Consider the following 22,161-nt stretch of genomic DNA (forward strand, 5'->3'; position numbering starts at 1 on the left):
CGAGGGTCCGCGCCCGGCACGCCGAGAGCACGCACCTGACGCCGCGCGGCCCGCCCTGCGGGCGGACGACGGGAATTCGACGACAGGCCCTAGGGACGGTGGTCCTCCGGCGGTTGCCGGTAGGGGCTGCTCCGCGACGGTCGTCCGACGGGCGGCCGGTAGGGACCGCTGTCCGGCGGGTCGTACGGCGGTATGTCGCGGCCCGGCTGGTAGTGCGGGCCCTGGCGGATGTGCCGGAGGACCACGGCCAGATCGATCGTGATCACCAGCCACAGCGCCCCGCAGGCCGCCGCCCAGCCGGGCCGGCCGGCGAGCGCGAAGGCGACGGTGCCGAAGACCGTCCAGGCCACGCCCCACACGCACAGCCAGAAGCGGACCCGCAGCGCACTGCGCGCCGTCGTAGGCTCACTGCCTGTACGCATCCGTCACACCACTCCTCTTTGAAACGTACTCCTCGATCCCGCCGGATTCCTCGCAGGGGGCTCAGTGCTGCCGGACACCGATGACCTGGCCGAGGTGCTCCTCGACCTCGCCGTACCCCACGAGGACATCAACGACCTCGTGCGGATGCGCCGACGGGTGACCGACGACCCGGAGCTGCACCAGCTCCTGGAGCGGCTCGCCGGCGAACTCGTCCGGGGCCTGGGGGAGGCCGGCGTGCCGGGCCACAGTCCCGACCTGGACTGGGAGCTGGACTGGGCCTCGGGGACTTTGCAGCGCTGCTTCCCCGTGTACGTGTTCCTCGCGGCCCTGCCGTACACGCGTGCGTACCACCGCGAGCGCGGCATCCCGGCCGATGTCTCCCGCCGCACGCTCGCCGATCTCGGACGGAACATGGCCGGGTACCGCAGACGGTACGGCCGGGCGGGCGTGCAGGCCCCGTCGTGGCTCGTCCGTCACTTCCGCGGCGAGCTGTACCAGCTGGGGCGGCTCCAGTTCGAGCGGGCACGGCTCGGGGAGCGGACCGCGCCCGGCCTCGCGGCGGCCGGGCTCCGCCTGGAGCCGGGCGCCCCCTGTCTGAACCTGCACATCCCGGACTTCCACGGGCCGCTGTCCCCGGCCGCCGTCGACCACTCTCTGGCGCTGGCCCGGGAGTTCTTCCCACGGCACTTCCCTCACGAGCCGTACCAGGCGGTGACCTGCCACTCCTGGCTGCTGGACCCGCAGCTCGCCGAGCACCTCCCCGCGGACTCCAACATCGTCCGCTTCCAGGCCCGTTTCCGCGTCGCCCGCCCGGACGGCGAACCGGCGGACACCCAGCCCGTCCGGTTCGTCTTCGGCGACCCCGAATCGCCGGTCGAGAAGCTGCCGCGCCGGACGGCCCTGGAAAGGGTGATCGGAGACCATCTGCGGGCGGGCGGCCACTGGTACATCGGGCACGGGTGGCTGCCACTGGAGGACGGGACCGGCTGAGGCGGCTGAGAAGGAATCCGGCTCGGGCGTGAATTTCCTTCGTACGGCGATGAGTTCCGCGGCACGCGCCGGTCTACCTCTGTGACAGCACCACGGACCACCGCTCACACAGGAGACCCGCATGTCCGAGACGACCGCCTCCGTCACCGCAGCCGCCGCCTCCACCAGCCCCGGCACCTCCGGCACCGTCATCGCCGAGTCCGCGACCCCGCGCGGCCGTCGGGCCCGTATCGCCCTGCGCGGCCTTCAGATCCTGCTCGCCCTCTTCTACGCGATCGCGAGCGCGCTGCCCAAGCTGATCGCGCACCCGTCGGCGACCGAGGGCTTCGAGGAGCTCGGCTGGGGCAGCACCGGGATGTACATCATCGGCACCCTCGAACTGGCCGGTGCCATAGCGCTGTTGATCCCGGTACTCCAGTCGGTGGCGGCGGTGGCGCTCAGCGCGCTGATGGTCGGGGCGTTCATCGTGTCGATCACCGCCTTCGAGGGCGAGAACGCGGCGACCCCGCTCATCCTGATCGTGCCGCTTGCCCTGATCGCCTGGGCACGGCGGAGTTCCAACGCGGATCTGCTGCGGCTGGTGCGACGACGCGCGTGAGGCGGTGGCGTCGGCGCGTGAGCCGACTGCTTCGGCAGGTGAGCCGACTGCTTCGGTGGCGTCCGGCAGCCCGGGGTCCTTCCCGGCCTGCCGGACGCCACCGTCGCCGTGTCACCGCCCGGACGGTCGTCCCGTGCTGCCGCCCCCGCCCATGAGCCCGCGCAGCCGTTCCATCTCCCGGCGGTCGCGCTTGGTCGGGCGGCCCGTGCCACGGTCGCGGATGCCCGCCGGGGCGACGGCCTCACGGGGCGGGGGAGGGGGTGAGTTGTCGACGTAGCACTGGATCGCCACCGGGGCGCCGACCCGCTTGCGGATCAGCCTTCTGACGATGACGATCCGCTCCCGGTTCTCCTGCCGCACCCGCACCTCGTCGCCGATGCGCAGGGAGTGGGAGGGCTTCACGTTCTGACCGTTGACCCGCACATGGCCGCCCTTGCAGGCGGTGGCGCCCATGGAACGGGTCTTCACCAGCCGTACGGCCCAGATCCAGCTGTCGACGCGTACGGACTCGCCGTTCTGCGGACCGGCGGCCACGGCCGCGGCCACAGCGGCGGCGATCTTCGGGTCGACGGCGGCGGGCTGCTCCGCCCGCCCCTCGCCCGGCTCGCCCTCGGCCGTGCTGCCGACGGTCACCTCGTCATCCTCGGAAGCCATGCCCCGACCTTAGTCCTCGCGATGAGCCGGGACGGCCGTACGGTGGAGCTGTGGACGCCCTCGCCGAGCTCGACCGCCGGATCGCGGACTGCCGGGCCTGCCCGCGGCTGGTCGCCTGGCGTGAAGAGGTGGCCCGTACCCGGCGGGCCGCTTTCGCTGACCAGACGTATTGGGGGCGGCCGGTCCCGGGATTCGGCCCCCCGGACGCCCGGCTGCTGATCGTCGGGCTCGCCCCGGCCGCTCATGGCGGCAACCGCACCGGCCGAATGTTCACCGGCGACCGCTCCGGGGACGTGCTGTACCAGGCGCTGTACGACGTGGGCCTCGCCTCGCAGCCCACCTCGGTCGAGGCCGGTGACGGCCTGGAACTGTCCGGCGTACGCGTCACCTCCCCCGTGCACTGCGCGCCGCCCGCCAACAAGCCGACGCCGGGGGAGCGCGAGACCTGCCGGCCCTGGCTGCTTCAGGAACTGCGGCTGCTGCGGCCCACGCTGCGGGCGGTCGTCGTGCTGGGCGCCTTCGGCTGGCAGGCCACGCTGCCCGCGCTGGCGGAGGCGGGGTGGCGGGTGCCCCGGCCCCGGCCGCCCTTCGCACACGGGACGCGGGTCGCGCTGGACGCGCTCGACGGTGACGCCGGGCTCGACCTCTTCGGCTGCTTCCACGTCAGCCAGCGCAACACCTTCACCGGCAGGCTCACACCCGAGATGCTGCGTGACGTACTGCGTACGGCGGGGGAAGCGGCCGGGGTGGCGGGGACGCAGGAGGCGAGAGGGACGACGGAGGCGACGGGGCGCGGGAAGGAGACGCCGGCGCGCCGGGGTTGACCGAGGGCCGCGCCCGACCGGGAGCGGAGGTCGCTCCTCGTCGCGCCGGTTCAGCTGCTGCCGGGAGGCCGCCAGACGTACCGCACATCCGGCTCCCGCTCCTCGTTCCCGCTGCCGTCCGTGAACTCGACCGCGGCGAAGCCGTGGCGCTCGTAGAACCGGTGGGCCGGCTCGTTGACCTGGAAGGTCCACAGACTCAGCCCGTCCGGGCGGCGCCGCTTGGCGAGGTCGACGAGACGGTCGCCGATGCCCTGGCCGCGCCAGTCGGGGTCCAGGTAGAGCTGCGAGAGCTGGTCGGCGTCGAGGACCATCAGGCCGACGACACGGCCGGCGGTCTCGGCGACCCAGGTCTCCCTGAGCAGCACCACGACCTCGCGGAAGTACGTCCGCACCTCGTCGTCGGAACGGGGCCGCACGACCGTAGGCAGCGCGGCGGCGAACGACCGCAGCCAGACGTCGGCGACGGCACCGGCGTCGGTCGGGACGGCGCGGCGCAGCGCGACCGGGGTCATGATCGCGTCCCCCCCTTCCGCCTCCGGCACGGCGACCGTGGCCGTGATCTCCACCAACTGCCCCGTATAGCCGAGGCAGGCGACACCGAGCAGTGTCGAGGAGTGCGGGCCGATGCTCAGCCCCGAAGCCTCCACCACCTCCCAGACGGCGGACAGCACGGCCGTGTCGCTGCTCACCACGTACACCTCGCTCGACAGAACGTGCGCCAAGTCGCTGCCGACCACGCGCAGTTGCTCCTCCAGGTTGGCGATCACCTGCTCAGCCTGCCGTACGGGGTCCCCTTCCCCCACGAGGTTCCCGTCGGCGTCGAGGGGCACGGAACCGGCGAGGAAGGCGAGCTTCGTGCCGGCCTCGACGACGGAGGCGTGGGAGTAGGTGGGGGGCGGGAACAGGTCGGGGGAGGTGACGCGGCGGATGGCGACGGGGCGGGTGGCGGCGGGGCGGGTCATGGGGGCTCCTGCGGGCCATGGCGAGTCGTTCGGCGGTCAACCTCCCGATCATGAGCGTCCGCATCGGCCCCCGCATCCCAATTTCCGGGGCCGGTCCCGGCCCGGCGCGCTCCGCGCCCGGCGAGTGCACGCGCCTGCCGGTCGCACTCCCGTGCGAGCTCCGGGTACGCCTCGGCGATGGCCGCGCAGACCCTGCGACGCAGCAACTCCTCGGCCGCCGCCCGCCCCGCGCTGTCGCGCAGGTCGGCGAGGATGTCGTCGTAGCGGGCCATGCGATGGCGCAGATACTCGACCTTCCATCGATCGAGGATCCCGATCCCGGAACCATCCGAACCCTCGGAACCCCCGGAACCCCGCCGTTCATGATGGGAGACCGCAAGCACCGTCAGTCTGGCCGGTGACAACCGCGGCACCTCCAGCGGTTCCGCCGCGATGCGCGCGGACACCTCCCGCCGCCGGCGCTGCGAGGCGGCCCGCGCGTCGGCGGAGCGCCGGGCGGCGAGGGCCGACAGAGCCCGGAACGCGTCGCTGCGCTCGGCGGCCTCGACTCGCTCGATGCGGTAGAGACGGGTCGGCGGGCCCGTCCGAGAGGCGGGACGGGCGCGCAACAGATCCGGCTCCCCGAGCAGTTGGCGCACCATCGCCGCGGTCCAGCCCCGGGTGCGCAGCCCGGCGGCGGAGAGGTGGGTCCGGTTCGGCAGAGCGGCTCGGCCGTCGTACGTGGTCATCGCGATTCCCCCGTCATTACAGAGCGTGACGAGTTCATTGATAACGCGTGCCACTGACAATGAGGTTCGCGCCCCGGATCGACAGGGCACCCTCCGCACAGTTGCGTTCATAAAGAACGCGGTGCTTCCAGGCTTCGTCACATCCCCGAAACGTTCCCGTCCCATCGGCTCCGGCATCCGGCCCTACCGTGGGACACCACAGCCCGAAGCCCGGCCACCGTCGCCCGAAGGCATCACCGCTCGCCTCGACGAGACGACAGGAGCCCCGTGTCCCGCCCCGCACCATCGGCCCTCGCCCTGCCGCCCTGGCTCTCCCACGCCCTCCGCGCCCAGGGCGGCCCCGTCCCCTGGAGCGCCGTCGTGCGAGGGGCGTTGGCCGCCGGCCCGCTGCTGCTCGCCGGCGTGATCAGCGGGCACACCACACTCGGCGTCATGGCCGCCGTCGCCGCCATGCTCGCCGGGGTCAACGACCGCCCCGGCAGCCGCCGTGCCTCCGTCAAGCGGCTCGGCCTGCCGGCGCTGGCCGGGGCGGCCGGGGTGCTCGGCGGGACGTATGCCGGAGAGCACGTCGGAGCCGTTGCGCTGACCGTACTGCTCACCGGCCTCGGGCTTCTCGCCGGTGGCATCAGCGCCGTCGGACCGGTGGCTTCCGCCGCCGGTACGCAGGTGCTGGTCGCAGCCGCCGTCGGGGCCGGCATGCCGTTGCCCGAGCCCGGGTGGCAGCGGGCGCTCGGCTATCTCGCCGGTGCCGTATGGCTGCTCGCGCTGCGGCTGGCGCTGCCCACGCCCGGCTCGCTCGCCGGGGACTTCCGGTTCGACGGGGAGCGGGAAGCCGTCGCCGATGTGTACGACGCCGTCGCCGACCTCCTCGACGCCGTCGGCGGCGAGCACGCCACCGCCCGCCGCGCGGCGCTCACCGCCGCTCTCGACCACGCACAGGACACCCTCACCGGACCCCGGCTGCGGCGGTACGCCTCCTCCTCCGCCGAGCGGCGCCTGCATGCGCAGTACGCCGCCGCGCTGCCGCTCGGCGAGGCCGCCACCGCGCTCGCCTGGGTGGCGGAACCCGTACCGGACCGGGCTTGCGCGGGACCGCGCCGGCTCGCCGCCGCCGTCCGCGCGAACACCAGCCCCGGGCCCCTCCCCGCGCCCCATCGCTCCGCACCCGCTCTGCGCGCCCTGGACGATGCGCTGCTGCATGCCGCGGAGGCCTTCGACCGGGGCAAGGGGCGCGATCTGCACACCCGGAGGCGTACGGCCGCGGTCCTGGTCCGGGCCGTGTTCGGGGCCGGCGGGCGGGAGTACGGCCTGCGGGTCGCCCTCTGCTTCGGCGCCAGCGCCGGCATCGCCCAGGCCCTGCACCACGCCCAGTGGTACGGCCGGCACGAGCACTGGTACTGGCTGCCGGCCACCGCCGTCTTCCTCGTCAAGCCCGACCTCGGACCCCTCGCCTCCCGGGTGCTGTGCCGGGCCGCCGGCACCGTGCTGGGAGCCCTCCTCTTCGCCGGGTTCGCGGCCGTGCTGCCCCGGCCCGAAGGGCTCATCGCGCTCGTGGCCCTCAGTGGCGCGCTCATCCCGCTGGGCGCGCGGCACTTCGCCGCCCAGACCCTTGTCGTGACCCTTCTCGTCCTCGCCCTGGTGATGGTGGGCGGCGAACCGCAGGCCTCCCTGAGCCGCATCGGGGAGACGCTGCTGGCCTGCGCGATCGTGCTCGTCGTCGGGCACCTCCCCATGCCGGGCCAGCGGGGCGGAGGCGTACGGTCGCGCCTCACGGCGGCCGGCCGGGCCGCGTACGCCTACCTCGCCCACGTTCTACGCGAGGCCGATGCCGGTCACGTGCCGGGGGACACGGGTGCCGGGCGCACGCGAACCGGCCCCGACACCCGCGCTCGGCGCTGGACGCTCCGCCGCGAGGCATACCGTGCGCTCACCGAGGCCCGTACCGCCATCGCGCTCGCCTCCGCCGAGCTGCCCGCGCTCGCCCGGCACACGGAGGGCGCGGAGGAGATCGTCGCCACCCTCGAACGGCTCGTCGACGCGACGACCGCGTGTGCCGTACACCTCGACGACTCCGGCCGGCTCGCCCCCGCCGACACCGGACAACTCGCCGCGCTGCTGGATGAGTTGACCGCGGAGTGCGACCGGCGCGGGCTACGCCTCCCCGAGGCCCCGGCCCCCGGCCTGCCCCTCGCCGGCTGACCCCCTCGCTCCCGCCCGCACACACAGCAGCCCACGGCCCGCACTCGTCGCCCCGACCCGCACCTCCGTCACGAACCCGTGCGTCGCCAGGACCGGCTCCACCTTCCCGGCGATCTCCTCCACCCCACGCCCCTCGGGAGGCTCCCAGCACAGGCACAGCACACCGGCCGGCGCCAGCCATCCCCTGAGGTCGGCCAGTACGGCACGCAGTCCCGCGTCCGGAAGCGAAGCCGGGGCGTGGACCCAGAACAGGTTCACATCGACGGCGAAGATCTTGTCGAACGCGGCGGCGGGGAAGTCGGCCTCCTCCAGGGACGACCGCTGGAAGACGGCCCTGCTCGCCGCCACGCTCTCCGCGTTACGGCGCCGCGCCGCCTCCATCGCCGTGCCGGAGCGGTCGATCGCCGTCACCGTGCCGGAGGTCAGCCGCTCGCAGACCAGGGCGACCGCGACGCCCCGGCCGCAGCCGATCTCCAGCACCCGGTCGGCGGGCGCGAGGTCCAGGTTCCGCACCGCCCAGGTCAGCCGTTCCGGGACCGAGCCCCTCCGCCGGCCCTGACCTGAACCCGCACCTGGCAGGTCCTGCCCGCCCCGCCCCGAACCCGCGCCCCTCCGCGCCCGCTCGCCCTGCCCAGCACCCACGGCCGCTCGTCCTCTCAGTCCCCGACCCGCACCCAGACCGGCGCATGGTCCGACCCCGCCGCATTCCGCCGCTCCTGCGGATCCGCCCCCACCGACGGCAATTCCGGCGAAGCGGCCCGCGGCACTCCCGGTCCTGTTCCCGTCCCCGTCCCCGTCCCCGTTCCTGTCCCCGTTCCTGTCCCCGTACCGGCCCCCGTCACCCGGTGGATGAGGCGGTGGCTGCACAGAATGTGGTCGATCAGCTCACGTCGGCCGGAGTTCACGCGGGAGAACCGCTGCTCGGCGGGGATGAGCGGCGCCACGTTCCACAGGCGGGCCCGGTCGCCCCTGTCCTTCGCCTCGAAACCCGGCGTGCCGATCTCCGAGCCGGGTGGGCCCAGCAGGATCTGAGTCGTCGCGGCCTGCACCTCGTCGTTCAGGTCGCCCAGCACCGCCACGTCACGCTCGCGCCCGTCACCGGCCAGCAGCACGTCTGCCAGCGCCCGCAACGCCGTCGCCTCCGCCGACCTCCGGTGCAGGGCGTACGCGCCGTAGCGTGCGCGTTCGCCCTCGTCGCGTGGGTGGAACCGCTCGCCCGGGTACGACAGCAGCTTCGACTTGAGGTGGGCGACCGCCACCCGGATCAGCCCGGCCCGCGTCCGTGTCTCCACCGCCAGGAAGCCGCGGCCCGCCTCCGACACCGTCGCCCCCGTGTCGTCCGCCTGCACGGGCAGCAGCTTCGCCGGGAACTCCTTCGTGTCGTGCAGTACCTCCAGCGGCGTACGGCTGAGGAAGCCGACCCGGATGCCCCGGGCGTCGGGGTGCTCGGACAGCGCCACATGCCAGTCGCCGTCCAGCCTCCCGGCCAGGTCCCGCAGGGCCTCCGGCTCCCCGACCTCCTGCACCCCGAGCAGCGCCGGATCGAGCTCGCGCAGGGCAGCCGCCAGCGCGGCGAGCTTCGCGTCGAACGCCGCCTCGTCCTTGGGGCCGAACTCGCCGCCGGGCCGGTAGAGGTTCTCCAGGTTCCAGGTGCCGAGGAGCATGCCTGGCTCCTTCCAGAAGCCGTGGGCGGCCGGGCCGCCGAGGGGGGCGTCGTAGTGCCTGGTGCCGTGGTGCCGTGGTGCCGTGGTGAAGCCAGCGTGCCCGTGGTCCGGGCCGCGCGACAGATCCGCGACCGGATGCGCGGTTCACCTCACGCGTCCCGACGAGGGGGCTCTACGTTGGCGGGATGACGCCGTCTCCCGCAGAACCTCCCGCTTCTCCCGGAGAACATGCCGCCTCTCCCGCAGCACCGCCCGCCGACCTCATCATCACCGGCTGCACCGTCCTCGTGCACGACGATCAAGAGAGGATCGGGTTCGAGGAGAACGCCGCCATCGTCGTACAGGGCTCGGTCGTCGAGACCGTCACGACGGCCGGCGCGGTGCGCGAGCGCCCGGCCGTCGAGCGTCTCGACGCGTCCGGCCAGGTCGCCCTTCCGGGCCTGATCAACTGCCACACCCACGCCCCCATGGTCGCCCTGCGCGGGGTCGCCGAGGATCTGCCCACCGAGGAGTGGTTCAACGACGTCGTCTGGCCCGTCGAGTCCAACCTCACCGAGCGGGACGTGGAGTTGGGGGCGCGGCTGGCCTGCGCCGAGATGATCCGGGGCGGCGTCACCTGCTTCGCCGACCACTACTTCTCGATGGACGCCGTGGCCCGCGTCGTCGAGGAGTGCGGAATGCGGGCCCACCTCGGCGAGGCCTACTTCTCCTCCCAGGGGCCGCAGGGGCGGGAGCGGTCGCTGGACTTCGCGCTGCGGCACCGAGGGGGCGCCGACGGACGAATCACCACCGCCCTCGCCCCGCACGCCCCCTACACGGTCGACGACACCGACCTCGCCGCCACCGCCGAACTCGCCCGCGAGCACGGCCTTCCCGTGCACATCCACGCCGCCGAGAACCGCGACCAGACCGACACCGCCCTCGCCCGCCACGGTGTGACCCCCATCGAGGTCCTCCGGCGCACCGGCATCCTCGACGTCGACGTCCTCATCGCCCACGGCACCGGCATCCTCGCCCGCGACCTGCCCGTCCTGCGCGACGCCCCCGGCCGCACGGCCGTCGCCACCGCCCCGCGCGGCTACCTCAAGTTCGCCTGGCCCACCACCACACCCGTACGCGCCCTGCGCGACATCGGCATCCCCGTCGGCCTCGCCACGGACGGCGCCGCCTCCAACAACTCCCTCGACGTATGGGAGGCGATGGCGCTCACCGCCCTCATCCAGAAGTCGACCACCGGCGACCCCCGCTGGCTGACCGCCCGCCAGGCCCTGCACCACGCCACCCTCCAGAGCGCCCGCGCGGTCGGGCTCGGCGACCAGGTCGGCAGCATCGCGCCCGGCCGGCGCGCCGACATCGTCCTGGTCGACCTCACGGGCCCGCACACCCAGCCCGTCCACGACCTCGCCGCCACCCTCGTGCACAGCGCCCGCGCCGGCGATGTGCGCACGACCGTCGTAGACGGACGCGTCCTGATGCGGGACCGGGAGCTGCTGACCATCGATGTGCCCGCGGTGGTGGCGGAGTTGGGGGAGCGGCTGCCGGCCCTTCTCGACCGCGGCCACGGCAAGCGGATCCAGGAGTACGACACCTAGGCATGCCCCTGAGGAAGGTGCTCGCGCTGCCGGTGACGTACTCCGAGAGAATCTCCTGGGAATTCTTCGGGCCGGCGATGAGTTCCGCCCGCGCCGACGGTCACCACCCGGACGGACCGTTGGACAGCATGTTCGCCCCCGAATGGGACGCCGGCTGCCGCAGCTGCTCCGGGTTCCTGGACCAGATCGGGCATCTGGCGCATCTGAATGCGCGGGGGACGACGCTGGTCGCCGTGTCCAGGGCGCCGTACACGAGGATTCTGCCCTTCAAGGCACGCATGGGGTGGACGGTGCCTTGGTACTCGTCCTACGGCAGCGAGTTCAACCACGACTTCGAGGTGACCCTGGTGCACGAGGGCGAGTTGGTGGAACGGCCCGGCGTCAGTTGCTTCCTGCGGGACCGGGAGCGCGTGTTCCACACGTACTCGACGTATGAGCGCGGCCTGGACGGGCTGGGCTCGACCACCGGCTTCCTTGATCTCACCGCACTGGGTCGGCAGGAGGAGTGGGAGGAACCCAAGGGGCGTGCGTCGGCTCTTGGGGCGCCTGCGGGAAGTGAGCGCGTCCGGTATCACGACGAGTACGTCGACTGATACCGAAAGTGGCGGTTGACCATCGAGAGTGAGCGAAGGCTCACCCATAGCGGTGAACGAGTGTCAACTACGTCTCAGTCCCGTCACTGGGCGAGGCGATTCACCTCCCGCGGGCGTTAACTCCTACAAGCACGAGGCTCAGTGGAGGTGCAGGATGGTGAACGGGCGAACAGTGCTCGAACGCTTCCCCGCGGGAGGGCCGCGGGGATCGTGGCCGGCGGAGGAGTTCGCACACGCGCGGCGGATGGAAGGCATGCCCGTCGAGGTCGTCATGGACCTCGCGACGGACATGTTCCTCGTGATCGTCCGCGGCGAGGCCACGGCCGACGTGGCCGCATGAGCAACGTGGGGCTGTGGGGCGCCCGCCGTAGTCTCGTGGGGCGGGGCCGTTCGGGCCGCTCTTCGGCCGGGGTCGGTGACGCCGGCCAGGTCGCCCCGCCGATCAGGTCGCCTCGGGGGCCGGTACCGGCGCGTTGAACTGGTCGGCCTGGAGCGAGTAGAGCTCCGCGTAGAGCCCGCCGGTGGCGAGCAGTTCCTCCGGTGTGCCGGACTCGACGAGTCTGCCCTGGTCGAGGACATGGACGAGATCGGCGTGGCGGACGGACGCCAGGCGGTGGGTGATGAGGACGACCGTCTGCCCGGCGGAGGCCAACGCACGGATCTTCTCGAACACCTCCAGCTCGGCCCGTGCGTCCAGGGCCGCCGTCGGCTCGTCCACGATCAGGATGCGGCCTCTCCGGTAGGCGGCCCGGGCGATCCCGAGCCGCTGCCACTGACCGCCCGACATCTCGTGCCCGCCGCTGAACTGACGGGCCAGCAGGGTGTCCAGGCCGCGCGGCAGATCGGCCACCACCTCCTCGGCCCCGGCCTCGGCGAGCGAGGCGGCGAGGCGCTCCTCGGTGAGGGGCGCGGAGGAGCGGCCGACGGCGACGTTGACCCGGGCCGTGAACGGCCAGCGCTTGAAGTCCTGGGCCACCATCGCGATGCGCTCGGCGAGTTGGTGCCGATCGGCGCCGGCCGCGTCGACGCCGTCCCACAGGATGCGGCCCCGGTCCGGGGTGTACAGCCCCGCCAGCAGCTTCACCAGGGTCGTCTTGCCGGAGCCGTTCTCGCCGACCAGCGCGACGATTCGGCCGAGGGGGAGGGTGAGGGTGACGTCGTCGAGGGCGGGACGGGTGGATTCACCCGGATAGCTGAAGCCGACGTTCTCGAAGCGGATCTCCCGGGGGTCCTCGGGCAGCGGGGCTCCGCCCTGCGGAATCGCCCGTTCGGCCGCCTCGACGTAGAGCCGCTGAAGATCACCCACAAAGAGGGCCTCCTCGTGCAGCGCGTTGACCTCCAGAACCAGGGTGTCGAGGCTGGACGAGCCCGTGCGGATCGCGATCACGGCCGTGCCCGCCACGGACAGCGCCATGGCGCCGGCGAGCAGCAGACCGCCGAGTGTGGCGTACGTGGCGACGGTCGCGAGCCCCGTCCACGCCGCCGCGATCAGCCCCGTGCGCGCCGCCAGCCGGGCGAGCCGGGCCTGCTCGGCCTCCGCGGTCTCCGACATGGCCCGGTAGTGGCGCAGCAGGAACGGGCCGACGCCGTGCACCCGGATCTCGGGCGCGGCGGCCGGTTCGGTCAGCAGCCCGCTGATCAGATGGCCCGCCCGGGAGTGCTGCACCCAGGTGTGGAAGGACTCGTAGCGGCGCCGGGCATTGGTCAGGGCACTCCAGGCGCTGGGCAGCGTCATCGTGGCCAGGAGCGGCAACAGGGCGGGATGCAGCACGGTCAGCACGCCCGCCGCGGCGACCAGCGAGATGGCCGCGTTCACGACACGTGCGCTGTACGAGATCATGCGGCGGGCGGACGCGGCGCCGTACTGCGCGGTGTCCAGCAGCTTGTGGAAGGCGTGGTCCTCGATGGCGGCCAGCTCCACGGCCGCCGCCCGCTCCAGATACAGCTCGGTCGCCACCCGCTCCACCTTGGGCTCCAGCCGCCCGGTGGCATACGTGGACGCGGCCCGCAGCAGGGTCGAGACGATCATGACGGCGGCCATGGCGACCAGCGCGGGTACGGCACCGCGCAACCGCTCCTCGATCGCCCCGCCCCCGATCAGCCGCCCCAGCACACTGTTGACGGCGAGCAGCCCGACCGCCTGCGCGAGACCCCGGCCGACCTCCGCCACCAGCACGGTCCGCGCGGCACGCCGGTCGGCCTGCCAGGCGAGCCGGAAGCTGGATCCCAACAGCGACGGCAGCCGCGTCACCATGGCCCTGAAGCTCAGCTCCAGGAAGGCGTCCCGGTGCTGGTTCCACCCCGTGTCGTACCGCAGCGGCCCCCCGAACAGCAGCCGCTCCGACTCGCAAACCCCGGCCGCCCCGCTCCCACGCTGCTTGCCCACCGTCCACCTCCCCCGATCGCCACCTGCGACGAAAGGGCCACTATGGCGGGGCGGGCGCCTCCAGGGGAGGGCGCGAGTGGGGGTGGGGGATGCGCGCGGGGCGTGCGCGGCGGGGATGCGAGGAGCGGCAGTCGGGCCCTCGGGCCGCTCAGGCCGCCGCCGTACCGGGAGTGACCCGCGGTCGGTGGCGGGGCCGCGCCGCGGTACCGGGAACGGGCCGCGTCACCGGCGGGGCCTCGCCGCTCGCACCGTCAGCGGGTCGTCACCGGCGGAGCCTCACGCGCTCAGCTGCCGCAACCAAGTGGGCGTGGTCCCGGTCACCCGGCACAGCGCCAGATACAGCGGAATCGGCGGCGTATACGGAACCGACCCGTCCGGCCGATGGATCAGCCGAGGCATGTCCGGGACGACCGCATCCGGCGAGTACCGCACCCCCGTCGGCCACTCCAGCGCGTAGTCGGACTCCGACGGCACGACCCACCACCAGTACGCGTCGTCGGCGTACACACAGCCCACGCGAGGCAACCGTGGCAGGATCAGCGGCCCGAACCGTGCGGGCGCCGCCACCGCGTCGCAGCCCAGCGGTGTCGTCATCCCCTCGGGCAGCGGCAGTCGCAGCGGAGCGGCAGCGTCCCGCGCGCCGCGACGGAGCCGGACCAGTGTGTCCAGGCTCAGCACCTGACCCCCGCCGGACGCACCGCTCACAGCCATCCGGCCCCCGTCCCCCCGCCGTACCGCGCCTGTGTCTCGTCGTCGCCGGAGTCCCCGGCCGGGCCTGGTTTGGGTCGTGATCCCCAGCCCAGGTCGTCGTACACCTCGATGTCGCCCCGGGAAACGTCCCCGGACCCGGGCCCGCGCGGCAGATCCACCCAGACCACCAGCCCGGGGTCCTGCTCCTGGGTGCCCCACGCGTGGCACAGGGCGTCGACGAGGAGCAGTCCCCTCCCGTGCTCCTCCTCCGGACGCGCCGCCAGGGGATGCGGCTCACCCGGCGCGCATCCCTCGTCACGCACGGCTATTCGCACCAGCTCGGCGCCGTCGTGCAGCTCGCACACGATGTGCTCGGTCGCGGTGTGCACAAGTGCGTTGGTGACCAGCTCGGACACGACCAGAGCCGCCGTGTCGCAGGTGTCCTCGCACACCGCCCAGCCGTTCAGCCGCGCCCTGGTCAGGCGTCTGGCCTGCGCGGGCGAACCCGGATGCGCGGCCAGTTCGAAGCGGAACCGGCGCTCGGCGGCGTCGCCCCGCTGGGGACCGACGGCCGGCGCGCCGAGGCTGTGGGGAGCCGCGGCGTCTGTTCCTAAGGGCGGGGACGGAATCACGCTTGCCACTATCTCCCTGCCGTGAACACTTGGCAAGTGTCACTCTGGAAAATGCAGAGTGCTGTGTGACTCTCTGGGAGGCCATGGCACACTGCTCGCAACAGCATGTCGAACGGCGCCAGTTGGGATCATCGAGGATCCGCAGGTTTCTACCGAGGTCTTCGAATAGGTCTTCGAATGGCGCCGTCGGCCTGTCAGGGTTCAATCGGTCTGCGGGATGTGGCCGAGAAGTGGCCGGATGCGGCCGGATCCAGTCCGGTTGAGTCCGAGTTCAGGCGGGATTCGGTCGGGACTTCGATCAGGATCGGGTCGGGATTCGATCGGGATTGATTCGTGGAGGTGCAGCGTGAGCGAGCCGCGGTCCGCGCCGACGGTCGGTCAGGTCGTTCTCGGGCGACGCCTGCTGGACCTGCGTGAGCGCGCGGGGCTCAAGCGGGAGGAGGCCGCCCGCGTCCTGCGCGTCGCCCCCGCCACGGTCCGCCGTATGGAGATGGCCGAGGTCGCCCTCAAGATCCCGTACCTCCAACTGCTCCTGAAGGCCTACGGCATTCCCGAGGACGAGGCCGAAGCCTTCGTGCAGCTGGCCGAGGAGGCCAACAAACCGGGCTGGTGGCAGCGGTTCCACGACATCCTGCCGGGCTGGTTCTCCATGTACGTCAGCCTGGAGGGCGCCGCCGCCCTCATCCGGTCCTACGAACCCCACTTCGTGCCCGGCCTGTTGCAGACCGAGGACTACGCGCGCGGAGTGCTGCGATCCGGCGCCATCGGCCAGACCAGCCCCGACGACATCGAGGGCCATGTCGCCCTGCGCATGCAACGCCAGCAACTGCTCACCCGCGAGGACGCGCCCCGGCTGTGGGTCGTGATGGACGAGACCGTGCTGCGCCGCCGGGTCGGCGGCCCGGAGGTGATGCGTGCCCAGATCGACAAGCTGCTCGACGCCACGAAGCTGCCCAACGTGACGCTCCAGGTGGCCCCGTTCGTGAACGGGCCGCACCCCGGCACTTACGGGCCCTTCGTGCTGTTCCGATTTGCCATGTCAGAACTGCCGGACATGGTCTACAGCGAGTACCTGACCGGCGCCGTCTATCTCGACGCGCGCGCCGAGGTGGCGACCCATCTCGAAGTCATGGACCGCATGGCGGCGCAGGCCGCTACGGCACATCGCACGAAGGAGATCCTCCGGGATCTCCGCAAGGAGCTGTGAATGGATCGCATCAGGCCGCGCATACGGGTCTACAACGGCATGCCCGCGCGGGACTTGGGCAGCGAGGGCTGGCACAAGCCGTGGAGCGGCGGCAACGGCGGCAACTGCCTGGAGGCGATGAAACTCGCCGACGGCCGAATCGCCCTGCGCCAGTCGACCGACCCGGACGGTCCGGCGCTCATCTACACCACGGACGAGATGACCGCGTTCATCGAGGGTGCCAAGGCGGGGGAGGCGGACTTCCTGCTGTCCTGACCGCGCGGGACGGTATTCGTGTCTTTTTGCTCGTCCCTTGCTCGTCCCTTGCTCGTCTGTTGGGTGTCAGTCGATCGCCTTGCTGTGGTGCTGGTTACCGGCGTCGTCCCTCGACTCCATGTCGGTCACCTCGAGGCAGCGCCCCGCACAGCGCCTCCAGCGCCGCGCCGTATGCATGCTCGGAGGGTGTCGCGCAGCCGACGACGAGGCCGTCACGTACCGGCATGTCCGCCTCCGTCGCCTGCGGGTGGCGGAAGTCCGCGAGGCCGTCCAGGGCGATGCCCCGCCGGGTGGCCGCCTCGACCGTGGCCCGTTCGGTGCCGGGCGGCAGTCGCAGCACCGCGTGCAGCCCGGCCGCGACCCCGGTGACCTCGATGTGCGGCGCGTGCGTGGCGAGCGCCGCGACGAGGCGGTCCCGCCGGCCGCGGTACCGCTGCCGCATTCGCCGTACATGACGGTCGTACGCCCCGGAGACGATGAAGTCGGCGAGGCCCAGCTGGTCGAGGACGCTCGCCCAGGCCTCGCGCTCCCCCTTGGCGGCGAGCACGTCGTCGACATACCGCTCCGGCAGCACCATCCACCCCAGCCGCACCGCCGGTGACAGACTCTTGCTGACCGAGCCGATGAAGATCACGTGCTCGGGGTCGAGGCCCTGGACGGCGCCCACGGGCTTGCGGTCGTAACGGAACTCCCCGTCGTAGTCGTCCTCCAGGACCACGCCGCCACGCGCGCGTGCCCAGTCGATCACCGCGCTACGGCGCTCGGGGTGAAGCGGGCCGCCCGTCGGGAACTGGTGCGCGGGCGTGAGCAGCACGCCCCGCTCCCGCGCCAGCCGGTCGACGCGTGCGCCGTCCTCGTCGAGGGGGAGTGGCACGGTCCGTACGCCAGCGGCGGCGAGGAGATCCCGGTGGAAACCGAGCCCGTACGCCTCCACGCCCAGGGGACCGCGCAGCACGCCGCGGCGTCCGCCGCCGCCCCTGTCCTGTCCGAACAGCAGCCGCAGGGCGTGCGCGAAACCGGAGCAGATCACGATCCGGCCCGGTTCGGTGCGCACGCCACGCGCGCGTGCCAGGTACTCGGTGAGAGCCTCGCGCAGCTCCACGCGTCCGGCGGGATCACCGGGCCCGAAGACCTCGTTCGCTGCCTGCTGGAGCGCCCGCCGGTAGGAGGCCAGCCAGGCCGTACGCGGGAACGCCGAGGCGTCCGGGGCACCCTGCCGCAGATCGTGCCGAGGCCCACGCGCGCGTGCGGGCGCTTTGGGAGGGGCGGGCCGCGGTGGGGCGGCCCGCGGTGGGGCGGCCCGCGGTGGGGCGGGTTGGGCCCCTTCGACGGTTCGGGCGGGTCCGGGGGGCTGGGTCCGTCCGAGAGGCCGTGCACGGTCGGCGACGCGCGTCCCCGAGCCCTGGCGGGCGGTGAGCCACCCCTCCGCGACCAGTTCCGCGTATGCGTCGGCCACGGTGTTGCGGGCGACGCCGAGGTCGGCGGCGAGCGAACGGTACGGCGGCAGCCGGGTGCCGGGCGCCAACCGCCCACTGCGCACGGCTTCACGCAGCGCACGGATCAGCGCGGCCCGCCGCCCGCCCGGCGGCCGGAACGACCCCGATGGCGCGGACGGCTCTGACGGTTCGGACAGGTCCAGAAGCAGGTCGGCACCGATCCGCTCCGCGGAATTGACCCACGATTTCATCACGAGAATGCACCCTACAGCCGGTCTTTCCGGCTCGTAGATTGATCCACATGACGACGAACACGATCGACAGCAAGCTCGCCGACTCCATCACCGAGGCCGAGGCCGCCCGCACCCGCCTGGACTTCGCGAAGGCCGCCCCGAAGGTCTTCAGGGCCATCGTCGGCTTCGACGCCGCCGCCCGCGAGGGCCTGGACCCCACACTCGTCGAACTGATCCAGATCCGCGCCTCGCACCTCAACCACTGCGCCTACTGCCTGCATATGCACACCAACGACGCCCGCAAGGCCGGCGAGAGCGAGGACCGGCTGCACATGGTCGCCGTCTGGCGCGAGGCCCGCCATTTCTTCACCGAGAAGGAACAGGCGGCCCTTGCCCTGACGGAAGCGGTGACCCGGGTGGCCGACAGTGGTGTCCCCGACGAGGTCTACGCCCGGGCGGCGGCCCACTTCGACGACGCCGAACTGGCCCATGTACTGGCCCTGATCATGACGATCAACACCTGGAACAGGGTGGCGCTGGCGACGGGGAAGGTGGCAGGGACGGACGAGCGACAGTAGCGGACGGAAGGAAGGAAGGAAGGAAGGACAGAAGGAAGGGCTCGACACTCGGGGTGACTGCCCGTCAAACGGTCATCGGCTCGTCAAACGGCCATCGGACGGTCGTACGGCGATATCGGCGCCGGCAGCCGCGAACTCCCCGTCAGATAACGGTCGACGGCCGCCGCCACCGCTCGCCCCTCCGCGATCGCCCACACGATGAGCGACTGCCCGCGCGCGGCGTCCCCGGCGGCGAACACGCCCGGCGCGTTCGTCGCGAACTCGGCATCCCGCGCGATCGTCCCGCGCGGTTCCAGCTCCAGCCCCAGTTGGTCGATCAGCCCGTCCCCCCGGTCGGGCCCGGAGAAGCCGAGGGCGAGCAGTACGAGGTCGACCGGCAGCGCACGCCCGGTGCCAGGCAGCGGCCGGCGCCGCGCGTCCACCTCGACCAGGTGCAACGACCGTACGTGCCCGTCGGCGTCCCCCGTGAAACGGAGCGTGGACGCCGCGAACAGCCGCGCGTCCGCGTCCGCCGCGGGCGCCGTCACCAAGTCGCGCGCCTCCTCGTGCGCGGCCGACAGACGGTAGATCTTCGGGTACGTCGGCCAGGGCTCGAGGTCGTCGTCCCGCTCGGCGCCCGGCTGCCCGTAGATGTCCAACTGCGTCACGGACGCGGCCCCCTCCCGCACCGCCGTGCCCAGACAGTCCGCCCCCGTGTCCCCGCCCCCGACGATGACGACATGCTTCCCGGCCGCGGACATCGGGGAGCTCCCCAGGTCCCCCTCGCACACCCGATTGGCCAGCGGAAGGTACTCCATCGCCTGCTGGATGCCGTCCAAGTCCCGCCCGGGCACGTCCAGTTCACGCCAGGCCGTGGCCCCTGTCGCGATCACCACGGCGTCGTAGCGCGACCGCAGCTCGGCACCCCCGATGTCCCGTCCCACTGCCGTCGATGTACGGAATCTCGTCCCCTCGGCCCGCATCTGCTCGATCCGCCGCTCCAGATGGTGCTTCTCCATCTTGAACGCGGGGATCCCGTACCGCATCAGCCCGCCGACCCGGTCGTCCTTCTCGTACACCGCGACCGTGTGCCCCGCTCGCGTCAGCTGCTGCGCCGCCGCGAGCCCGGTGGGACCCGACCCGATCACCGCGACCGTCCGTCCCGACAGCCGGTCCGGCGGACGCGGCGGCGCGAATCCCTCCGCCCAGGCACGGTCGGCGATGGCGCACTCGACGTTCTTGATGGTGACGGCCGGCTGGTTGATCGCCAGCACACACCCCGCCTCGCACGGTGCCGGACACAACCGGCCGGTGAACTCGGGGAAGTTGTTCGTCGCGTGCAACCGGTCCGCCGCCGCCCGCCAGTCCTCCCGCGACACCAGGTCGTTCCAGTCCGGGATGAGATTCCCCAGCGGACAGGCCTCGTGGCAGAACGGTATGCCGCAGTCCATACAACGGTCGGCCTGCGTGCTGATGATCGGCAGCAGCGCCCCCGGGACGTACACCTCGTCCCAGTCCCGCACCCGCTCCTCGACGGGCCGCCGCGGCCAGTCCTGGCGGGGGGTCTTCATGAAACCCTTGGGATCGGCCATGGCCGTCTTCCTCGCGTGCCCGTGTGCCGTGCGCCGTGTGCCGGGGTGCGCATGTGCATGTGCATGTGCATGTACATGTGTGCGTGCGCGTGTGGCCTGCTGGAGCCGTGCGTCATCGATCGGCGCTCTTCCGGCAACGATACGTCTCACCCGCCACGTACGCAGAGTGGAGGGACAGCGCTTTCTGGCGGCTTTCCAGCGTCTCCCCGGCGGTCGGTGGGTCAGCAGGGGCCGGTCAGCTGATCGCCAGCACGTACGACACCACCGCGGCGGCCGAAGCAACCGCGCGGACGTGGTTCCACGCCGTCCACTCGCGCACGTAGGTCGGCCAGTAGGCGGCAGCTTCCGCAGTACCCGCGTCCAGCTTGAGCAACGCCTCGTTGCGAGGCACGTTCGCCACTATGGTCACCCCGAACGCGCCGAACAGAAACAGCCCACTTCCCAGCAGCAGTTCCACAGTCCCCTCGTCCGGCCACAGCACGAACGTCACCACGGCGATCACCGCACACAGCACGGCCGACCCGAGGAACACCAGCATGAACGCCGGCCGCAGCGCCACCACGTTGATCGACTTCATCGCGGCGACACCCTGAGCGGGCGGCAGGGCGGCGAGCCCGCGCATCACGAAGGTCGAGAAGGCGCAGAAGACCCCGGCCACGAGGCCCGTCCCGACGACCCCGGTCACGATCAGTACGAAGTACGGCCCATCAATCATGTCAACGTCACTCCCGCCTCCTGCCGAGACTCCCCGACACCTGTCGTCACCACAAGTGAAACCCTGAACGAGAACGGTCACCATGGCCGATCGACGCGCCACCATACGCAAGCGTCCAGCCCGGCGTGTGTCCCGCGCTTACGTCTCGCGGTGACGGCGCTCACGCCTCGATCACCCGGACGCGGCCGACTCCGCCTCCACCCACCTGCGCCGCCCATCACGCACCCACAATCGGCCACGCACCCACGGTCGGCGTGGACGCCCGATCGGCATGGGCATCACCACCGACCAGCCGCCCCCCCCGCGGCATGGGGCCCGGTCGGCCAGGCGCCGCCCCCGGCCATGAGGCCTGGTCGGCCAGGCGCCGGGGGGACCGGAGATCCCTCAGCCGACCCCCGCCACCTCCTCCTCCCGCCACGTCCGCAACGTCCTCTCCACAGCCACGGCGATCCGGCGCCGAGCCTCGTGCCGCGGCACCCCACTCATCAGCAATTGGTCGTACTGCGTGTCCAGATGCCGTACGGATGCCACGACCGCCGATATCACCGCCCCCTCCGACAAGGCCCGCCCGGCCGCGCTCCTTCCCACCCGTCCGCTGCCCCGCGCCGACGCATGCGCCGCGATGTCCCTTGCCCGGGCCTCCGGGCACCCCGGAAACAGCCGCCGTATCTCCGCCGCGAAAGCCTCCGCGAGCCGAGCGTCCTCCCGAGCTCGCCGCCCCGCGTCCCGCACCCGGCGCCGTCGTCGAGCCTCCGCGTCCGCCAGGCACCGCTGCTCGGCCCGGGCCAGCCCCGCCTCCTCGACCAGGACACCCTGTCGCTCATAGCGGCTCTTGCGCCGGTTGAACCGCACGACCACTGCCGACAGCGCACTCTCCTCCCGCGACCGACGTGTCAACGCCGTGTCCCCACGCGGAAGAAACACCAGGTGCCCGAGATCTGCGCAGTCCAGACAGCGCGGCGCACCGTCCTCCAGCACAAGCATCTGCAGCGGCCCCGCCTGACAGCCCGCACAGCGCCGCCGCTTGAGCGGCTGGATGACGAGAAGGCCGGTCCGGGCCGGGGGAGTTGCGAGCTGTGCCATACGAGGTTCATCCCCTCACGGAGGACCGGAGGAACTGCCCGCCCCGGCCGCGGAGACACCGGACCAGGGCACCGGGCCGGGAGCGGGGAGAGTCGCCGGACCGTAGGACGCCGGCCCCGAACCCCCACCGTCCGCGAACGGCACCGCG

22 protein-coding genes and 2 pseudogenes are annotated in these 22,161 nt (G+C 72.5%); 10 read left to right on the forward strand and 14 right to left on the reverse strand.

The genetic code is table 11. From position 1 onward, the window contains the following. Positions 1–89 precede the first annotated feature (89 nt). Entirely contained in the window at positions 90–422 is a 333-nt protein-coding gene (locus tag ACHBTE_RS25150) for a DUF6343 family protein (protein ID WP_394726341.1), read from the reverse strand. Between the two features lie 64 nt (positions 423–486). Between ACHBTE_RS25150 and ACHBTE_RS25155 the strand changes: the two genes are divergently transcribed. Continuing rightward, the gene (locus ACHBTE_RS25155; protein ID WP_394726342.1) at positions 487–1,413 is read left to right on the forward strand and encodes an acyltransferase domain-containing protein; all 927 of its coding nucleotides are present in this window, start codon (positions 487–489) and stop codon (positions 1,411–1,413) included. A gap of 121 nt (positions 1,414–1,534) precedes the next feature. Further along, positions 1,535–2,011: a DoxX family protein gene (locus ACHBTE_RS25160; RefSeq protein WP_394726343.1), complete on the forward strand. Its 477-nt coding sequence runs from the start codon at positions 1,535–1,537 to the stop codon at positions 2,009–2,011. A 111-nt stretch (positions 2,012–2,122) separates the two neighbouring features. On the opposite strand, the gene ACHBTE_RS25165 is transcribed toward ACHBTE_RS25160, so the two are convergent. Beyond that, positions 2,123–2,665: an RNA-binding S4 domain-containing protein gene (locus tag ACHBTE_RS25165; RefSeq protein ID WP_394726344.1), complete on the reverse strand. Its 543-nt coding sequence runs from the start codon at positions 2,663–2,665 to the stop codon at positions 2,123–2,125. Between the two features lie 50 nt (positions 2,666–2,715). Here ACHBTE_RS25165 and ACHBTE_RS25170 point away from each other — a divergent pair, with 50 nt between their 5' ends. Then, on the forward strand, positions 2,716–3,489 hold the full coding sequence (locus ACHBTE_RS25170) for a uracil-DNA glycosylase (RefSeq protein WP_394726345.1): 774 nt from the start codon (positions 2,716–2,718) through the stop codon (positions 3,487–3,489). A gap of 50 nt (positions 3,490–3,539) precedes the next feature. On the opposite strand, the gene ACHBTE_RS25175 is transcribed toward ACHBTE_RS25170, so the two are convergent. The 3 genes and pseudogenes from ACHBTE_RS25175 to ACHBTE_RS25185 form a co-directional block, all read right to left on the reverse strand. Then, positions 3,540–4,001: a GNAT family N-acetyltransferase gene (locus ACHBTE_RS25175; RefSeq protein ID WP_394726449.1), complete on the reverse strand. Its 462-nt coding sequence runs from the start codon at positions 3,999–4,001 to the stop codon at positions 3,540–3,542. Between the two features lie 90 nt (positions 4,002–4,091). Next, positions 4,092–4,451: pseudogene (locus tag ACHBTE_RS25180) on the reverse strand (RidA family protein); the annotation flags it as partial. Further along, a complete protein-coding gene (locus tag ACHBTE_RS25185; protein WP_394726346.1) occupies positions 4,448–5,179 on the reverse strand; it encodes a hypothetical protein in 732 nt (243 codons plus the stop codon). The pseudogene ACHBTE_RS25180 and the gene ACHBTE_RS25185, both read right to left, overlap by 4 nt. Before the next feature lie 267 nt (positions 5,180–5,446). Between ACHBTE_RS25185 and ACHBTE_RS25190 the strand changes: the two genes are divergently transcribed. Beyond that, a complete protein-coding gene (locus ACHBTE_RS25190; RefSeq protein WP_394726347.1) occupies positions 5,447–7,378 on the forward strand; it encodes an FUSC family protein in 1,932 nt (643 codons plus the stop codon). Here the strand turns inward: ACHBTE_RS25190 and ACHBTE_RS25195 are convergent. Both ACHBTE_RS25195 and ACHBTE_RS25200 read right to left on the reverse strand, forming a co-directional pair. Next, a complete protein-coding gene (locus ACHBTE_RS25195) occupies positions 7,331–8,020 on the reverse strand; it encodes a class I SAM-dependent methyltransferase (RefSeq protein WP_394726348.1) in 690 nt (229 codons plus the stop codon). The genes ACHBTE_RS25190 and ACHBTE_RS25195 overlap by 48 nt on opposite strands. 14 nt (positions 8,021–8,034) lie before the next feature. Next, positions 8,035–9,042 carry an endonuclease/exonuclease/phosphatase family protein gene (locus tag ACHBTE_RS25200; protein WP_394726349.1) on the reverse strand — a complete coding sequence of 336 codons (1,008 nt, stop codon included), beginning with the start codon at positions 9,040–9,042 and terminating at the stop codon, positions 8,035–8,037. A gap of 185 nt (positions 9,043–9,227) precedes the next feature. Between ACHBTE_RS25200 and ACHBTE_RS25205 the strand changes: the two genes are divergently transcribed. The 3 genes and pseudogenes from ACHBTE_RS25205 (at position 9,228) to ACHBTE_RS25215 (ending at position 11,567) form a co-directional block, all read left to right on the forward strand. Then, positions 9,228–10,634, forward strand: a complete 1,407-nt coding sequence (locus ACHBTE_RS25205) for an amidohydrolase (RefSeq protein ID WP_394726350.1) — start codon at positions 9,228–9,230, stop codon at positions 10,632–10,634. A gap of 128 nt (positions 10,635–10,762) precedes the next feature. Continuing rightward, positions 10,763–11,227 (forward strand): annotated as a pseudogene (locus tag ACHBTE_RS25210) (DUF899 family protein); the annotation flags it as partial. Between the two features lie 154 nt (positions 11,228–11,381). Continuing rightward, positions 11,382–11,567: a hypothetical protein gene (locus ACHBTE_RS25215; protein WP_394726351.1), complete on the forward strand. Its 186-nt coding sequence runs from the start codon at positions 11,382–11,384 to the stop codon at positions 11,565–11,567. A gap of 102 nt (positions 11,568–11,669) precedes the next feature. Here the strand turns inward: ACHBTE_RS25215 and ACHBTE_RS25220 are convergent, their stop codons facing one another. The 3 genes from ACHBTE_RS25220 to ACHBTE_RS25230 all read right to left on the reverse strand — a co-directional run bounded on the left by ACHBTE_RS25220 (position 11,670) and on the right by ACHBTE_RS25230 (position 14,944). After that, entirely contained in the window at positions 11,670–13,613 is a 1,944-nt protein-coding gene (locus ACHBTE_RS25220; protein ID WP_394726352.1) for an ABC transporter ATP-binding protein, read from the reverse strand. Positions 13,614–13,889: 276 nt separating this feature from the next. After that, positions 13,890–14,324 carry a hypothetical protein gene (locus ACHBTE_RS25225; protein ID WP_394726353.1) on the reverse strand — a complete coding sequence of 145 codons (435 nt, stop codon included), beginning with the start codon at positions 14,322–14,324 and terminating at the stop codon, positions 13,890–13,892. Further along, positions 14,315–14,944 carry an ATP-binding protein gene (locus tag ACHBTE_RS25230; protein WP_394726354.1) on the reverse strand — a complete coding sequence of 210 codons (630 nt, stop codon included), beginning with the start codon at positions 14,942–14,944 and terminating at the stop codon, positions 14,315–14,317. Before ACHBTE_RS25230 ends, ACHBTE_RS25225 begins: the two co-directional genes overlap by 10 nt. A 337-nt stretch (positions 14,945–15,281) precedes the next feature. Here ACHBTE_RS25230 and ACHBTE_RS25235 point away from each other — a divergent pair, with 337 nt between their 5' ends. Next, positions 15,282–16,142: a helix-turn-helix transcriptional regulator gene (locus ACHBTE_RS25235; RefSeq protein WP_394726355.1), complete on the forward strand. Its 861-nt coding sequence runs from the start codon at positions 15,282–15,284 to the stop codon at positions 16,140–16,142. Further along, positions 16,143–16,397, forward strand: a complete 255-nt coding sequence (locus ACHBTE_RS25240) for a DUF397 domain-containing protein (protein ID WP_394726356.1) — start codon at positions 16,143–16,145, stop codon at positions 16,395–16,397. It begins immediately after the preceding gene. Positions 16,398–16,491: 94 nt separating this feature from the next. On the opposite strand, the gene ACHBTE_RS25245 is transcribed toward ACHBTE_RS25240, so the two are convergent. Further along, positions 16,492–18,087, reverse strand: a complete 1,596-nt coding sequence (locus tag ACHBTE_RS25245) for a PLP-dependent aminotransferase family protein (protein WP_394726357.1) — start codon at positions 18,085–18,087, stop codon at positions 16,492–16,494. Between the two features lie 47 nt (positions 18,088–18,134). Here ACHBTE_RS25245 and ACHBTE_RS25250 point away from each other — a divergent pair, with 47 nt between their 5' ends. Beyond that, entirely contained in the window at positions 18,135–18,644 is a 510-nt protein-coding gene (locus ACHBTE_RS25250) for a carboxymuconolactone decarboxylase family protein (RefSeq protein WP_394726358.1), read from the forward strand. 83 nt (positions 18,645–18,727) lie between these two features. Here the strand turns inward: ACHBTE_RS25250 and ACHBTE_RS25255 are convergent, their stop codons facing one another. The 3 genes from ACHBTE_RS25255 to ACHBTE_RS25265 form a co-directional block, all read right to left on the reverse strand. Continuing rightward, positions 18,728–20,215 (reverse strand): glutamate synthase subunit beta, encoded by a 1,488-nt coding sequence (locus ACHBTE_RS25255; RefSeq protein ID WP_394726359.1) that lies wholly within the window; start codon positions 20,213–20,215, stop codon positions 18,728–18,730. Between the two features lie 235 nt (positions 20,216–20,450). Further along, positions 20,451–20,930, reverse strand: a complete 480-nt coding sequence (locus tag ACHBTE_RS25260; RefSeq protein WP_394726360.1) for a DUF1772 domain-containing protein — start codon at positions 20,928–20,930, stop codon at positions 20,451–20,453. A 384-nt stretch (positions 20,931–21,314) separates the two neighbouring features. Further along, positions 21,315–22,013 (reverse strand): DUF2293 domain-containing protein, encoded by a 699-nt coding sequence (locus ACHBTE_RS25265; protein WP_394726361.1) that lies wholly within the window; start codon positions 22,011–22,013, stop codon positions 21,315–21,317. Between the last annotated feature and the right edge of the window lie 148 nt (positions 22,014–22,161).

It is taken from the genome of Streptomyces sp. M41 (genome assembly GCF_043673425.1).
Classification (GTDB): domain Bacteria; phylum Actinomycetota; class Actinomycetes; order Streptomycetales; family Streptomycetaceae; genus Streptomyces.